Annotated in this window: 13 protein-coding genes; 2 read left to right on the plus strand and 11 right to left on the minus strand. The window is 71.8% G+C overall.

Annotated elements, in window-relative coordinates; all coding sequences use genetic code 11:
* Positions 1-103: 103 nt before the first annotated feature.
* The gene (locus AC5RUP_RS00540) at positions 104-1288 is read right to left on the minus strand and encodes a TerC family protein (RefSeq protein WP_494154645.1); all 1185 of its coding nucleotides are present in this window, start codon (positions 1286-1288) and stop codon (positions 104-106) included.
* A gap of 329 nt (positions 1289-1617) precedes the next feature.
* Between AC5RUP_RS00540 and AC5RUP_RS00545 the strand changes: the two genes are divergently transcribed.
* Entirely contained in the window at positions 1618-1941 is a 324-nt protein-coding gene (locus AC5RUP_RS00545; protein ID WP_494154646.1) for a hypothetical protein, read from the plus strand.
* Positions 1942-1956: 15 nt separating this feature from the next.
* Here AC5RUP_RS00545 and AC5RUP_RS00550 read toward each other — a convergent pair whose 3' ends face one another.
* Genes AC5RUP_RS00550 through AC5RUP_RS00560 form a run of 3 tightly spaced genes read right to left on the minus strand, consistent with a single transcriptional unit; the run spans position 1957 to position 5755 of the window.
* Complete coding sequence (locus AC5RUP_RS00550) at positions 1957-2814, minus strand: glycosyltransferase family 2 protein (protein ID WP_494065011.1); 858 nt, start codon at positions 2812-2814, stop codon at positions 1957-1959.
* Positions 2811-4361, minus strand: a complete 1551-nt coding sequence (rfaE2, locus tag AC5RUP_RS00555) for a D-glycero-beta-D-manno-heptose 1-phosphate adenylyltransferase (protein WP_494158199.1) — start codon at positions 4359-4361, stop codon at positions 2811-2813. The genes AC5RUP_RS00550 and rfaE2 overlap by 4 nt, the downstream gene beginning before the upstream one ends.
* On the minus strand, positions 4358-5755 hold the full coding sequence (locus AC5RUP_RS00560) for an aldehyde dehydrogenase family protein (protein WP_494158200.1): 1398 nt from the start codon (positions 5753-5755) through the stop codon (positions 4358-4360). Before AC5RUP_RS00560 ends, rfaE2 begins: the two co-directional genes overlap by 4 nt.
* Before the next feature lie 390 nt (positions 5756-6145).
* On the opposite strand from AC5RUP_RS00560, the gene AC5RUP_RS00565 reads away from it, so the two are divergent.
* Positions 6146-7336, plus strand: coding sequence for a glycosyltransferase family 9 protein (locus tag AC5RUP_RS00565; RefSeq protein WP_494158201.1), 1191 nt, complete (start codon positions 6146-6148; stop codon positions 7334-7336).
* On the opposite strand, the gene AC5RUP_RS00570 is transcribed toward AC5RUP_RS00565, so the two are convergent.
* From AC5RUP_RS00570 to AC5RUP_RS00600, 7 genes are all read right to left on the minus strand, one after another.
* Positions 7302-8003 carry an SDR family oxidoreductase gene (locus tag AC5RUP_RS00570; protein WP_494158202.1) on the minus strand — a complete coding sequence of 234 codons (702 nt, stop codon included), beginning with the start codon at positions 8001-8003 and terminating at the stop codon, positions 7302-7304. The genes AC5RUP_RS00565 and AC5RUP_RS00570 overlap by 35 nt on opposite strands.
* A 67-nt stretch (positions 8004-8070) precedes the next feature.
* Positions 8071-9432 (minus strand): PfkB family carbohydrate kinase, encoded by a 1362-nt coding sequence (locus AC5RUP_RS00575; RefSeq protein ID WP_494158203.1) that lies wholly within the window; start codon positions 9430-9432, stop codon positions 8071-8073.
* Positions 9429-10223: a D-sedoheptulose-7-phosphate isomerase gene (locus tag AC5RUP_RS00580; RefSeq protein WP_494158204.1), complete on the minus strand. Its 795-nt coding sequence runs from the start codon at positions 10221-10223 to the stop codon at positions 9429-9431. The genes AC5RUP_RS00575 and AC5RUP_RS00580 overlap by 4 nt, the downstream gene beginning before the upstream one ends.
* Positions 10220-11482 (minus strand): glycosyltransferase, encoded by a 1263-nt coding sequence (locus AC5RUP_RS00585; RefSeq protein ID WP_494158205.1) that lies wholly within the window; start codon positions 11480-11482, stop codon positions 10220-10222. The genes AC5RUP_RS00580 and AC5RUP_RS00585 overlap by 4 nt, the downstream gene beginning before the upstream one ends.
* Positions 11479-12483 carry a glycosyltransferase family 4 protein gene (locus AC5RUP_RS00590; protein WP_494158206.1) on the minus strand — a complete coding sequence of 335 codons (1005 nt, stop codon included), beginning with the start codon at positions 12481-12483 and terminating at the stop codon, positions 11479-11481. Before AC5RUP_RS00590 ends, AC5RUP_RS00585 begins: the two co-directional genes overlap by 4 nt.
* Positions 12480-13547, minus strand: coding sequence for a glycosyltransferase family 9 protein (locus AC5RUP_RS00595; protein ID WP_494158207.1), 1068 nt, complete (start codon positions 13545-13547; stop codon positions 12480-12482). The genes AC5RUP_RS00590 and AC5RUP_RS00595 overlap by 4 nt, the downstream gene beginning before the upstream one ends.
* Positions 13544-14083: a D-glycero-alpha-D-manno-heptose-1,7-bisphosphate 7-phosphatase gene (locus AC5RUP_RS00600; protein WP_494158208.1), complete on the minus strand. Its 540-nt coding sequence runs from the start codon at positions 14081-14083 to the stop codon at positions 13544-13546. The genes AC5RUP_RS00595 and AC5RUP_RS00600 overlap by 4 nt, the downstream gene beginning before the upstream one ends.
* Positions 14084-14091 lie beyond the last annotated feature (8 nt).

A 14091-nucleotide genomic window follows, 5' to 3' on the forward strand; every position in this document is an offset into this window, starting at 1 on the left:
GAGGCGCTTGGGCGCTGGAACGGCGCTCCGGGCCCGCCGGCGGCCCGGGCGGGACGTCCTTTGGGGGTCCCGGATTCCCGGGGGCCGGCCGGCCCGAAGCGGCCTAGCTCCGCTGGTATTCCGCGTGCTGGCGGTGGGCCTCGGCCACCTGTTCGCGGATGATGTCCACGTCCTTGGCCTTGTTGCGGTACTTCGGTTCCATTTGCACGATCTGGCGCTCTTCTTCCACCAGCAGCCGGTAAATGCGTTCACGTTCTGCCGGGTCAGCGGTGTAGGAGAGATCCATGTAATTGATTGCGTGCCGGCGTGCGTTGTTGATGGCGTTCTGTGCCTTGCCGGCCTTGCTCAGCAGCGAGGCGACGACGGTGATTATCAGGATGCCGATGATGACGGTGAGCGAGAGTCCGGTGCTGATCTCGACCACGGGGACCGGGTTGCCGTCGTTGACGAAGGGCAGGTTGTTCTCGTGCAGTGCGTGCAGGATCAGCTTCACGCCGATGAAGGCCAGGATCGCTGCCAGGCCGTAGGACAGGTAGATTAACCGGTCCAGCAGGCCGTCGATCAGGAAGTACAGCTGGCGCAGGCCCATCAGCGAGAAGGCGGTGGCCGTGAAGACGATGTAGACGTTCTGCGTCAGGCCGAAGATCGCGGGAATCGAGTCGAGGGCGAACAGGATGTCCGTGCCGCCGATGGCCACCATGACGAGCAGCATCGGCGTCATCGCCTTCTTGCCGTCCTTGACGGTGAACAGTTTGTCGCCGTCGTAGTAATCCGTGGTGTGGAAGAAGCGCTTGGCCAGCCGGATGATGAAGTTGTCCGCCTCGCCGCCGTCGTGTCCGGGCTTGAGCAGGTTGCCCGCCGTGATGATCAGGATCAGGCCGAAGGCGTAGAACACCCAGGCGAAGGTGTTGATCAGCGCCGCGCCCAGGAAGATGAACCCGGTGCGCGCGATCAGCGAGAACACGATGCCGAACAGCAGCACTTTCTGCTGGTCTTCGCGCGGCACCTTGAAACTGGCGATGATGATGAGGAAGACAAACAGGTTGTCCACCGAGAGCGCCTTCTCGGTGATGTAGCCAGCGAAGTACTCGGAGCCCATGTCCACGCCGCCGTAGATCAGCACCAGGATCCCGAAGACGATGGCGATGCCCACGTACAAGGCCGACCAGATGGAGGCTTCCTTCAGCGAGGGCACGTGCGCCTTGCGGATGTGGAAGAAATAGTCGAAGGCCAGCAAGGCGAGGATCACGGCGATGGTGATGCCCCAGATCAGGGGAGAAACGCTCATGTGTTTCCTTTCGTAAGCGGGTAGCGGTGAGCCCGCAAGTCTCTCCTCCGGCGCGGCCGGCCACTGCAACCGGCCGGGCGTCGGCGCCCTACGTGTTGACGGCTGCAGCGCATCTGGATACTCCCTTACGCACCTGCCAGTCTAACGACGACGACGGTGCACGGCTAACTCGCCGCAAACCAATCGGGGCGGCCGGGGCGGGATTGCCCCGCCGGATGGGCCCGGACGCTTGCAACCTATGCACCGGATTTCGGCTGTGACAGGCTGGGCCTGGGCCGCCGCCCGGGACGGACCCACCGGCGGCCGACCAGCCCGAAAGGAGCACCGCCATGTCCTATTACCTGGAGTACACCATCCCGGCAGCGCCGGACGGGGAAAGCTTCGAGTTCCCGGTCAGCGACGAGCACCGCGGCTATACGGTTCCGCTGAGCGAAACCGATGCGGAGATGGTCCGCACCGACCAGTTGCCTGCCCGCAGCGAGGTGTTCGGGGCGTCACTGGCGGAGGCCAAGGAGGCGGCGGAGTCCATCCTGTCCAACAGCAAGGGGGACGCGGCGCAGCTCTACGACGATCCCGACGACTCGATGCAGCCCGGTGCGGGCACGCTGGTCGCCAGCTACACGGTCGGCGGCGGGTGGCAGGACGCGGGGTAGGTTGCCGCCCGGGGACTAGTCCCGCAGCACCACGTCCGCGGCTTCCGTGGAGCGATCGGTGACCGTGGTGGGCGATTCCAGGTGGACGGCGCCGGATGGCAGGATGCCGGCACCGCCGTAGCGTTCCATGACCCTCAGCTGCGCCACCACGTCCTCCCCGGCGTGGGCCGGCGGCAGTTCCTGCCAGAACCCGAACCCGCCGCACTCCAGCAGCGCACGCCTCCGGTACAGCACGCAGCCGCCGGCCCACGCAATCTTGTACAGCCGCCAGCCGCCGTCCGGGATGCCCAGCTCGGCGGCGATGTGCGTCAGGTTTGCCGCGTTATGCAGCTGCCAGCGGCCGAACCGGTGGTCCTCGCGGCGGATGCGCTCGGGCCGGACCGGGCCGTCCCACAGCTCGAAGGGTTCCTGCTCCCCCGGCCGCACGTCGTCCAGGTAGGACATGCCCTGCACAGCGGCACCGATAAATCCGCAGCCCGCCTCCCGGATGGCCGCCGTCATCCGGACCAGCATGCCCGGTTCCAGCCACACGTCGTTGTCCAGGAACAGCACCAGTTCAGCGGTGGCAAGCCGGAGCAGGAAGTCGCGCTGCTCGGCCAGCCCGCGCCGGGGCAGATTCCGCTCCAGCCGGACCGGGCGCCCCTGGGCTTCCAGCACCCGGATCATCGCCCCGACGGCCGGGTGCTCCCAGGCGGGGGCGCCGTCGGTCTGGTCGCTGACGATGACGGAGAACGCCGGGCCGTCCTGCGCCGCCAACCCGGCGAGCGTCACCGCCAGCTCCGCTTCCCGGCCATAGCTGGGCACCAACACCTCCAGCTCCGGCCCTGTTTCCGGTGCCGCCAGGGCCCAGCTGGCTGAACTCCTGCGGCTCACGCCGAATCGACTCCCGCGGGCGGGGTCGGATTCGCTCCCGAGGCCGGGGCCGGACCCGTCTCCGCCGGGGGCGCCGAGCCGCGGATCCTGCGGACCACCGCCGTGGTGGAGTGGTCGGACACATAGTCCAGGATGCACACCTCGCCGCCGCAGGCTTCCACCACCGCCGTCTCCTCGAGCATCTCCGGGGAGTAGTCCCCGCCCTTGGCGTAGATGTCGGGCCGGATCGCTTCGATCAGCGGGATGGGCGTGTCCGTGTCGAACACGGTCACGTAGTCCACGCAGCTGAGCGCGGCGATGATGCCGGCCCGGTCGGCGGCCGGGTTGATCGGCCGGTCCGGTCCCTTCAGCCGCCGGGCAGATGCGTCGCTGTTCAGCGCCACGACCAACACGTCGCCCAGTTGCTTGGCTTGGTTCAGGTAGCGGGTGTGGCCGCGGTGCAACACGTCGAAACACCCGTTCGTGAGCACAATGCGCTTGCCCGAAGCCCGCTCCGCGGCGACCGCCTGCCCGAGCGCCTCCGCATCCAGGGCGGCATCGGAGAAGGTGCCCAGGTGCGAGGCGAGGTCGGTGGTGCTGCAGACCGACGTGCCGCGCCGGCGCACCACGACGTCCGCGGCGGCCTGGGCCAGGTCCAGGCTGGTGCTCAGCTGCAGTCCCGCGGCCCGCGCCAGGGTCAGGCAGGCCACGTAGGTGTCGCCGGCGCCGGAAGCCTGCTTCTCGGTGACCGGGGTGGCCCAGGTGCGGTGGGTCCCGCCGTCGGGCGTGAGCAGGAAGGAGCCGTCCTTGTCCAGGGTGACGACGGCGGCGCCCGCCCCGGTCGCGTCCAGCAGTTCCCCGGCGTGGCCTGCCAGGGAGGCGGCCCGGTCCGTGTCGGGATCCAGCGTCACGCCCAGGAGCGCGGCTGCTTCGGCGGCATTGGGCGTGACCAGGTCGGGCGCAACCTCGGACCAGGGCCGCGGGTCGTGGGCATCGACGACCAGCAGCCTGCCGCCGCGGTGACGGGCCAGCACGCTGCGCACGGGACCGCCCAACGCGCCGGAACCGTAGTCGCAGACCACCACGGCGTCGCTGCCGGCGAGCGCGTCCGGCACTGCTGCGGCCAGCTGCTCCTGCGCCGCTTCCGGCACCCGCTCCGTGCGCTCGTCCAGCCGCAGCATGATCTGGTCGCCGCCGATGATGCGGTACTTGGTGGTGGTCAGGACGTCTTCGTGTTCGACCAGCCCCGAGATGTCCACCCCCGCACCCTGCAGGAGGGCAGCCAGCCGCCGTCCGGCGTCGTCCCCGCCGATCAGGCCGAGAATGCGCACGCGGGCGCCGAGGGCGGCGAGGTTCATGGCCGTGTTGGCGGCGCCGCCCGGGGCGTACTCCCGCCTGGTCATGTCCACAACCGGGGCCGGGGCTTCCCGGCAGAACCGTTCGATCCGGCCGCTGAACCAGCCGTCCAGCATCACGTCACCGACCACGGTGACCCGCGGTGCGGCCTCCGCCAGCCGGGACGGCAGCCAGCCGGCCAGCCCGGAGACGTCCGACAGGGGCGTGCTCATGGCCGCACCCCGCCGGGCAGGCCCACGTGGACCACCTTCACGGCGCTGAACTCGTCCAGCAGTTCGGGGCCGTAGCCGAACCCGTCGCCGCTGTCCCGGCGGGGCTGGGCGGAGCCGCCCGGGGCGCCGCCGAAGACGGCATTGATCTTGACCGTGCCCACCTGGAGCCCGGCAACGGCCCGGTGCGCATGTTCCAGGTCCGCGGTCAGCACCGTGGCCGCCAGGCCGTACCGACCCTCCGCCGCCAGCTGAAGCCCGTCCTCGAAGCTGTCCACCACCCGGACCGGGGCCACCGGGCCGAAGGTCTCCTCCTGCATCACGGTCATGCGGTCCGTGCAGTCCAGCAGCACCGTGGCCGGATAGTGGGCGCCCGGCCCCTCTGGCACCGAGCCGCCCTCAGCGGCCGTCGCCCCGAGCGAGAGCGCCTCGGCCACCTGGGCGTTGACGCTGTCCCGGAGCCTGCGGTCCACCAGCGGCGCCATCGCCCCGCCGTCGTTGCGTTTGCGGGCCTCGGCGGCGAGCGCCTCGCAGAACGGGCCGGCGACGTCGCGGTGCACGTAGATGCGCTCCACCGACGTGCAGATCTGGCCGCTGTTGGCGAACGCCCCGATGGCCGCCTGCTCCGCCGCCCACGCCGGATCCACGCCGGCGTCGACGATCAGCGGATCGTTTCCGCCGTTCTCGCGGATGACATGGGCGCCGGTGAGCGCCGCGGCCCGGGCAATCCTGGCGCCGGTGAGGCTCGATCCGACGTGCGCGATCACATCGACGTCCGGGTGGCCGGCCAGCGCCGCCCCGACCGCGGGGCCGCCGGTCAGCGTCGTCATGACCTGCGGCGGCAGCACCTCCGAGAGAATCCGGCCGAGCAGCTCACCCAGATGCGGGCAGCGTTCGCTTGGCTTGTGCAGGACCGTGTTTCCCGTCGCCAGCGCGGCGCCCAGCAGCCCGGCGGCCACCGCCACCGGATCGTTCCAAGGCGTGAGCACAACGGCCACGCCCCGCGGTTCGTTCACGGTGTAGTCGGCGGCAAGCGAACCGCCGCGCAGGCTGCGGCCGCGGTGCACCGGGCCCAGCTGGGCGTACTGGCGCAGGGTCCCGGCCCCGGCCAGCACGCCTTCCAGCGCTTCGTGTTCCGGCCGACCGGTCTCCCGCGCGTTCATCGCGGCCAGCTCCTGCGAGTGCTCCTGCAAGGCCGCGGCGGCCGCTTCCAGCAGTTCGCCGCGGGCGGCGGCGTCGGTGGCTGCCCAGCCGGGCTGGGCCGCCTTGGCGGCGGCGACGGCGGCCCGCACCTCGTCGGAGCTGGTTTCCTCCAGCACTCCCACCAGGCTGCCGTCCCGCGGGTCGTGCACCTCCAGAATGGCAAGGTCCCGGGCGGTATCGGAATCGGTGGTCATATTGCTACTCCCCTCCAAGGCGGCCTGGGCCTGCCCGTTGGTGTCTGGCCAAAGTCCACGGTCACGCGGCCGCACAGTGCAGTGCCCGCGGGCGCGCAACACCGGCAACAACGCGTGGTACTGGTTCCCTACCCCCCATCGCCCGGTTTCAGACACGCCGCCGGTTTAAGACACACCGCGCGGTGTCAGACACGCCCGGTGCGGGCGGTTCCTGCGGGCCGGTCCCTGCCTCGGGTCCCGATTCCGGCTCTGGCCAGCGGCTCGAATGCCCCTTAGGGTGAAGTTCACGAGGGGGCCCGCGGGGGCGGGTCGCAGGGGGTTGCGGCAGGCACGGCACCCGAGCGCCGGGTGGATGCGCCGCAGCGCGGAACGTTAATCCAGGAGGTGGAGATGGCTGGTTCTCCCACAGGCGGCGCCGCTTTCGGTGACCAGAGGCTCAGTACCGAGGCCCGGCATGGCCGGGGCATCGGGCCGGTGTTGGAGCCCTTCGAGGGGGTGCGGAAGATCGCGGTGCTCCGGGGTGGAGGACTGGGCGACGTCCTTTTTTCGGTTCCGGCACTCGAGTCGCTGGCAGCCGCCTATCCCGAGGCCAGCCTGACCCTGCTGGGCACGGAGGCCCATGCCGCCCTGTTCCGCGGCAGGCCGGGCCCGGTGCACCGGGTGGAACCGCTGCCGTTCGCGCACGGGGTTCGCCCGGGACCGGAGGACCCGCAGGCCATCGGCCGGTTCCACCAGCGGATGCGCGGCGAGCAGTTCGACCTGGCCGTGCAGCTGCACGGCGGCGGCCGGAACTCGAACCCGTTCCTGCTGGAACTGGGCGCACGGCACACGGTGGGCACCCGGACCCCGGACGCGGCCGCGCTCGAGCGGACCATCCCCTACGTGTACTACCAGCACGAGGTGTTGCGCGCGCTGGAGGTGGTGGGCCTGGCCGGCGCGTCTCCGGCCTCGCTGCAGCCGGAACTGCAGCCCCTGGCCGATGAAGAGGCCTTGCTGGCCGGGCTCCTGGAGGAAGGCCGGCCGTCGCTGGTGACCATCCACCCCGGCGCCACGGACCCGCGGCGGCGGTGGCCGGCGTCGGAGTTTGCCCAGGTGGCCGCGTGGGCGGCCGACGACGGATGCCAGGTCCTGGTGGTCGGCGACCAGTCCGACGCGGCGCTGGCCGAGGAGGTAGTGGGGCTGGCCCGCGGGGCCGCCGGTGCCGGCGGCGGGGGCAGCATCGACTCCGTGGCCGGCCGGCTGGAACTGGATGAGCTGTCCGCCGTGCTGCGCGCCAGTGACGTGATGGTCGGCAACGACAGCGGGCCGCGGCACCTGGCGCAGGCGGTGGGAACACCCACGGTGGGTATCTACTGGGCCGGCAACATGATCATGGCCGGGGCGCTGGGCCGGACCCTGCACCGGGTCCACATGTCCTGGATGACGCAGTGCCCGGCCTGCGGCTCCGACCTGACCCAGGTGGGCTGGACCGCCGAACGCTGCAGCCACGAATTCTCCCTGACGGACCAGGTCCGCGCAGAGGATGTCTACGCGGACCTGCGCGGGCTTAGGGCCACGAGTCTTCTACTTCGTGGCAAATGACCATCTCGCGCACCTCGCAGCCCTTCGGCTGTGACAGCGCGAAGATGATGGCATCGGCCACCCGTTCGGGATCGTTGAGCCGGGAATCGTCCTGCGGCTTGTACTGCTCGGTCCGGTCGTCAAAGAACCTGGTCTTCATGCCGGCGGGAATCATGGTGGTCACTCCGACCTGACCGCGGGTTTCGGCCGCCAGCGCCCGGCTGAAGCCGACCACGCCGAACTTGGAGGCGCAGTAGGCGGTGGCGTCGGAGACCGCCTTGATCCCCAGCGACGAGGCGACCGTGATCACGCGCCCGTGGGTGGACATCAAGTGCGGCAGTGCCGCGCGCACCACGGAGACGGTGCCCATCAGGTTGACCCCGATGACCTTCTCCCATTCCTCGGCCGGCACGTCTTCCAGGCGCCCGCAGCGGTCGATCCCGGCAGCCGTCACGACGGCGTCCAGCCCGCCGAGGGTGTCGGCGGCCTGCTGCACGGCCGCCTCGACGGCGGCACGGTCGGCGACGTCCACCTCGATGCTCTTGGCCCGGCCCACCCGGCTGACGTCACGGTCCAGCACGACCGGCGTGCCGCCGGCGGCAAGGACCGCCTCCACGACGGCGGCTCCCAGGCCGGAGCCTCCGCCGGTGACCAGGACGCGTCCGGGGTTCGTTGGGGCAATGCTCATGTTTTCCTCCTCAGGTTCGGGATTCTTCAGTTCGGGGCGCGCCGGATCGGCGGAGCCGTCCGCCGGGTCAGCCGACCTTCGCCAGGGCGGCGGCCAGGCCGGTGGTGGAACGCGCCGGGTAGTAGGGCACGGTGACGGTTTGCCCGCCCCAGGATTGCAGCAGGCGCGCCTCGGGCAGCTGGTCCGCGGTGTAGTCGCCGCCCTTGACCCAGATGTCCGGCCGCAGCCTTTCCAGCGCCGCTTCGGGGGTGGCTTCGTCGAAGACCAGCACCGCATCCACGCATTCCAGCGCCAGCAGCAGCTCGGTGCGGTCCTCCTGGTTCATGATCGGACGCTCTTCGCCTTTGAGGCGGCGGACCGAATCGTCCGAGTTGAGGCAGACGATCAGGCAGTCACCCAGCTTCCGGGCGGCGGCCAGAGTCCTGGCGTGGCCGGCGTGCAGCAAGTCGAAGCAGCCTCCGGTGGCTACCACCGTGCCGCCGGCTTCGCGGGTCTGCGCGGCGACCTGCATGGCGTCCACCCCCGGACCGCGCAGCTGGACCGGGGCCGTTTCCTGCCGAAGCGATGCCACCCCGCCTGCGGCGAGGAAGGCCGCCGCCTGCCCGACGGCCTCTTCCACCGCCTCGGCCAGCGGCCGCCCGGAGGCCAGCGCCACCGCCAGGGAGGCGGCAAGCCGGTCCCCCGCGCCGCAGGTGTCGGCCGGGTCCAGCGTCGGGGCGGGAATGGCCTGCGGCAGGCCGCCGTCGGCCTGGATCAGGGCCCCTTCCGCGCCCAGCGTGACGACGACGGCGCGGCTGTTCCAGCGTTCCCGCAGGTCCGCCGCGGCCAGCGCAGCCTCCCGGGTCCCGCTGTCCCGCAGTCCGGCGATCCGCAGGGCTTCGGGCAGGTTGGGCGTCGCCGCGGCCACGCCCTCGACCGGGGCCGGGCCTGCCGGGTGCGGATCCCACACCACGGGGATCCGGTGCACCAGCGAGGCCAGGGCGTCGCGCAGCCCGGGTGCGGCCGCCAAGCCGCGGCCGTAGTCCGCCACGATGATGGCGTCGGCCGTTTCGAGCGCCTCGAGCATGTCCGGTGTCGGTACCGGCACCGGTGCCGGGGCGCAGCCTTCGTCGACCCTGACCACCGACTGCCCGCCGGCACGGATGCGGGTTTTCACCGGCGTGGGGGCGCCGGATGGTCCGGCGACCACGCGGATGCCGTCCAGGGCGTCGCGCAGCCGGGAGGAAGCGCCGTCGTCGGACAGTGCCGTGACCAGGAGGACGTCCCGGCCGTCGCGGGCGAGCATCCGTGCCACCAGCCCGGCTCCCCCGGCGCGGTAGGTCGTTTCGGCCGCATCAACGACCGGCACCGGTCCGTCCGGGCTCAGCCGGGTTGCCGCACCCTCCACGTCCGCATCCAGCAGAACGTCACCCACCACCACGATCCTCATGACCGGCCTCCCTGCCCGCGCGCGCCCGGCGCGCCTCCCTCGAGCCGCGCCACCTCGGCGTCGAACGCCCGGCAGAGGGCATGCAGCGCCATGAGGTGCCCCTCCTGCACATTGGCCGGCAGCGCCTCCACTGCCACATAGTCGTCGCACAACCTGGTCAGCGGATTCGGCGCCTGGCCGGTCAGCGCCCAGCAGGTCACGCCGATGCTGCGGGCAGCTTCGGCCGCGCGCAGCAAGTTCCCGCTCTTGCCGCTGGTGGTCAGCAGGAGCAGCACGTCGCCGGCACGCCCGTGGCCCAGCACCTGCCGGGCGAACAGCTGGTCGAAGCCGTAGTCATTGGAGATGGCCGTGACCGCCGAGGTTTCCGCGTGCAGCGAGATGGCGGAGAACGCCCGGCGTTCGCCGTCGAAGCGGCCCACCAGTTCGGCGGTGAGGTGCTGGGCTTCCGCGGCGGAGCCGCCGTTGCCGGCCGCCAGCAGGCGCGCGCCGCCCATCAGCCGCCGGGCCAACTCCGTCCCCCAACCGGCCAGCTGGCCGGCCTGGGCGCGCAGCGACTCCACCGCCGGTGCCACGGCCTGCAGGTGCGCCAGGACCGCGTCCACCGCTTCGGTCCCGGCCGGATCCTGGCCGTTCGCCGGCACCGGGACCAGGGCGGGCCCCGGTGCGGGCGGCCGCAGGTAAGCCTCCGTGTCGGCCGGGCCGGCGGGGGCGGCCGGGGCGGCCGGGGCCGCGGCGGTGGCCAGTGCCGTGGTCCGTGCTGCTGTCTTGGCCATGGCGGCTGGGCGCTTCACAGTGCCTCCCCTTCCAGCTGCCGGACGCCGGCGGCGACGGCGCCCGCGCTCCGGCTGACCGCCAGGTGATAGGCCTTTTCGGTGTCGGCGGCCACCCGGTCCCAGGAGTAGCGGTTCCGCACGCGCTGCTGGCCGGCGCGGCCGAGGTCGCGGCGCAGCTGGGGATTCGCCAGCAGCTCGGCCACGGCTTCGGCCACTGCCTCCGGGTCGCGCGGCGGCACGTGCAGGCCGGTCTTGCGGTCCACCACGGTATCGATCAGCCCGCCGACCGAGGCCGCGACCACCGGAACGCCGCACGCCATCGCTTCCAGCGGGACGATTCCGAACGGTTCGTACCACGGCGCGCAGACGACGACGTCGGCGCTGCGCAGCACCGCCGGGATTTCTTCCCGGGGCAACTGGCCGCGCAGCACCAGCTGGTCTTCCACGCCGAGCTCACGGGCGAGGCCGCGCAGCCGCTGGGCCTCGGGGTCGGCCGCCAGTCCGGTGGCACCGGAGGCTCCGCCGACCACGATCAGTTCGACGTCGTCCAGTCCCTGGTCCTTGAGCAACCGCAGGGCCTGGACGGCCAGGTCGATGCCCTTGCGCGGAACCAGGCGGCCCAGCGTGACGATGCGGTGGGTGCGGCCGCGCGGTTCGACCTCCCCGTCGGCCTTGAAAAGTCCCAGGTCCACGCCGCAGGGGGCAATGGAAATGTTGCCGCGCGGGATGTCCATGGCGGCCAGTTCGAACACTTCGTCCGAGCACGTCGCGATGATCCGGTCCACGCTGCGGCCGACGGATGGTTCCAGCCAGTCCCGTTCGGCCGGGCTGGTGTCCTGCGCGCCCTGGTGCCGCCGTTTCACGGTGCCGAGCGCGTGGAAGGTCTGCAGCACCGGCACCGGGCGGCTTCCCGGGCGGCGGGCTGCGTCGAGGGCCGCCACACCCGACATCCAAAAGTGCGCGTGCACGAGATCCGGCGGGCTGTCCGCCCAGTCGGCGCTGATCCCGTCGGCCAGCTGGCCCATGTAGGGCAGCAGCTCATCCTTGGCGACCGGCTCGGGTGGTCCGGCGTTGACGTGGACCACTTCCACTCCCGGCCGCATCGTGACGCGGGCGGGCAGCATCGGATCGTCGCGGCGGGTGTAGACGCTCACGCTGTGCCCCCGCCGGGCGAGGGCGGCGGAGAGGGCCGCCACATGCACGTTCTGGCCGCCGGCATCCACACCACCCAGCGCCGCCAGCGGGCTGGCATGTTCGGAAACCATCGATATCCTCACGGCTCTCTCCTCTCGTTGGCGGCAATGATCCGTCCGGCACGCGTGGTGGTCTCTGCCAGCAGGCTGTCCCACTTGTCCAGAAAGGCCTGCAGCCCGTAGTTCCGCAGGGCTGCCTCGCGCGCGACTGCTCCGCGCGCAGCGGCCTCGTCCGGGTCCTTCAGCAGCCGGGCCGCTTCGCGGCGCAGCTGGTCCACATCGGCTGAGATAACGCCGGCCTCCGGCGGCACGGCCCGGGCGGCCTCCGTGCTGTCCAGCACCACCACCGGCATGCCCAGATGCATGGCATCCAGCAGCGCCAGGCCGAGCGAGGTCCAGCGCAGCGGGTGCAGGTAGAGGCGGCAGCGGGCCAGTTCGGCGTGCAGCTGCGGGCCGGGCAGGTCGCCTCGCACGTGCAGCTTGTCCGCGCCCAGCCCGGTGGCCGCGCCCAGCTGGTCGGTGCCCATGCCGAACACTTCCAGCGGTCCTGCCTCGGCGAAGGCCGGCAGCAGATCCGTTCCGGTCACGCGCCAGCGGCGGACCGGCTCGTTGACCACCACGCCCTGGCGTTCTTTCTCCCCGGTGTAGAGCCGGCCGGGATCGACAATGCCGTGCTCGATCACCGTGGTCCGCGCGGTTCCGCAGTCCCAGAACAGGCGGTTGAAGTGGGTGACATGCACGACGGTCATGTCCTGCTGGTCGGCCAGCGGGTGCAGCGAGTTGGGCACGTCCCCCTTGGGGGTGTTGTGCTCCAGGAACACCGCCGGGATGTCCCGTCCCGGCCGGCGGCCCAGCAGCCGCTCGCATTCCTCGATTTCCTCGGGCCGCTGCAGCACCACGACGTCGGGGTCCTCGTCACGCAGCCGGTCCGGGTGCACGTCCCGGACCGACGACGGCCAGTCGCGGCCGGCGCGGCCCAGGCCCCACGGACCGCCCTCGGCGGTGGCGGGCAGCAGGTATTCGTGGCGGCCGCGCACAAAAGCGTCGGTCCAGCCGCCGTGGACATGCCAGAGCAGAATCTTCATGCGTTCCTCGTCTTTCTCCGGGCGGACAAGTACGTCACGCCGCGGGTCAGCCGCTGTACAGCCTCGAGCACTTCCTCGGGCGCCACCTGGGACAGGCAGGGATGCCCGGGAACCGGGCAATTGCGTGCCCGGCTGAGCCGGCAGGGCGCCTGCTGGTCCCCGAGCAGCTCCAGCGGAACCTTGTACGGTGCCCAACGGACCGCCGGAACCACCGGCGCGAACAGGGACACCACCGGGGTGCCCACGGCCGCGGCCAGGTGGGCCGGCCCGGTGTTTCCGGTGACGACGGCGGACGCGCCGGCCAGGACCCCGGCCAGGCTCCGCAGGTCGGTCTTCCCGCCCAGGTCCAGTGCGCCGGGGACGGCGACCGTGGCCGTCAGTTCCTGCTCCTGCGGCCCGCCGGTGACCACCACGCGGTAGCCGGCGCCGATCAGCAGTTCGACGGCGGCGGCGTGGTGCAGGGGCGGCCAGGCCCGCGCCGGAACCGAGGCGCCGGGGTGCACGGCGATGTACGGCCCGCCGCCGGTCAGGTCAGTGGTGTCCGGGATGCCTTGCACCTGCAGCCGGCCGTCGTCGTCGGGCGGAAGCCGGTACCCGGCGGCCGCGGCGATCTGCAGCGCCCGTTCGGCCTCCGGCTGATCCTCCGGGAAGTCCTCGCCGGGCCGGAGCCGCTGATCCAGCAGCGACCCGGCGTAATCGACGGAAGCGCCGGTGATGCGCCCGACGCCGGCCAGCCGCAGCAGCAGCGCCAAGGGCAGCGGCGACTGGTGGAAGGACGTGAGGATGACGGCCTCGGAGATCTCCGAGGCCCGGACCCAGTCCGCCAACGCGCCCACGTGTTCCCGGGTTGCCGGCGGGGCGGGGTCGACGATCCACGGGCTGGCCCAGCTGAACACGCCCGCGACGCCGGGCAAGAGTTCCGCGGCAGCTTTGCCCTGCGGCCCGCACAGCATCATGACCTCGCGGGTATCGCCGCCGCGGCCTGCCGCGATGGCCCGCACCGCCGGGCCGGCCAGCAGTACGTCTCCGACGCTGTCCAGCCGCGCCACCAGTACGCGGCTCACGGGCGGCCCTCCAGCAGCAGCGACACGGCGGCGGTGAGGTCTTCGGCGACCAGCGGCGCCGCCGCGACCTCTTCGCGCCGGGTCACCGGGGTCGGTACGAGGACGCCGGTCGCGCCGGCTGCGGCAGCGGCCTCGACGTCGGCCCCGATGTCGCCGACGTAGGCGACCTCCGCGGGATCGAGTCCGAGCCGGCGGCAGGCCGCCAGGATCATGCCGGGCTGCGGCTTCCGGCAGGGGCATCCGTCGTCCGGGTTGTGCGGGCAGATCTCCCACACGTCGAAGGGTCCCAGCAGTTCCTCCACCCGCAGGTTGACGGCGTCGACCTGTTCCCGGCTCAGCAGGCCGCGGCCGATGCCTGATTGGTTGGTGAGCACCCCGCACGGCAATCCGGCGGCCCGGACCGCGTCGACCGCCGCGCGGGCGCCGGCTACCGGCCGGACCTTCGCGGGATCGGGGTTGTAGGGCACGTCCGTGACCAGCGTGCCGTCCCGGTCGAACAGAATGGCCCGCGGGGGGTATGCGGCGATTGTGCTCATACCAGCAC

Source organism: Arthrobacter sp. Y3223151 (genome assembly GCF_059091125.1).

What these genes read in the sequence shown, in the direction of transcription:
- AC5RUP_RS00600 (WP_494158208.1), bottom strand. Translation starts at nt 14,083, where the DNA reads ATGAGCACAATCGCCGCATACCCCCCGCGGGCCATTCTGTTCGACCGG.
- rfaE2 (WP_494158199.1), bottom strand. Translation starts at nt 4,361, where the DNA reads ATGAGCACGCCCCTGTCGGACGTCTCCGGGCTGGCCGGCTGGCTGCCG.
- AC5RUP_RS00545 (WP_494154646.1), top strand. Translation starts at nt 1,618, where the DNA reads ATGTCCTATTACCTGGAGTACACCATCCCGGCAGCGCCGGACGGGGAA.
- AC5RUP_RS00575 (WP_494158203.1), bottom strand. Translation starts at nt 9,432, where the DNA reads ATGAGGATCGTGGTGGTGGGTGACGTTCTGCTGGATGCGGACGTGGAG.
- AC5RUP_RS00565 (WP_494158201.1), top strand. Translation starts at nt 6,146, where the DNA reads ATGGCTGGTTCTCCCACAGGCGGCGCCGCTTTCGGTGACCAGAGGCTC.
- AC5RUP_RS00570 (WP_494158202.1), bottom strand. Translation starts at nt 8,003, where the DNA reads ATGAGCATTGCCCCAACGAACCCCGGACGCGTCCTGGTCACCGGCGGA.
- AC5RUP_RS00590 (WP_494158206.1), bottom strand. Translation starts at nt 12,483, where the DNA reads ATGAAGATTCTGCTCTGGCATGTCCACGGCGGCTGGACCGACGCTTTT.
- AC5RUP_RS00540 (WP_494154645.1), bottom strand. Translation starts at nt 1,288, where the DNA reads ATGAGCGTTTCTCCCCTGATCTGGGGCATCACCATCGCCGTGATCCTC.
- AC5RUP_RS00560 (WP_494158200.1), bottom strand. Translation starts at nt 5,755, where the DNA reads ATGACCACCGATTCCGATACCGCCCGGGACCTTGCCATTCTGGAGGTG.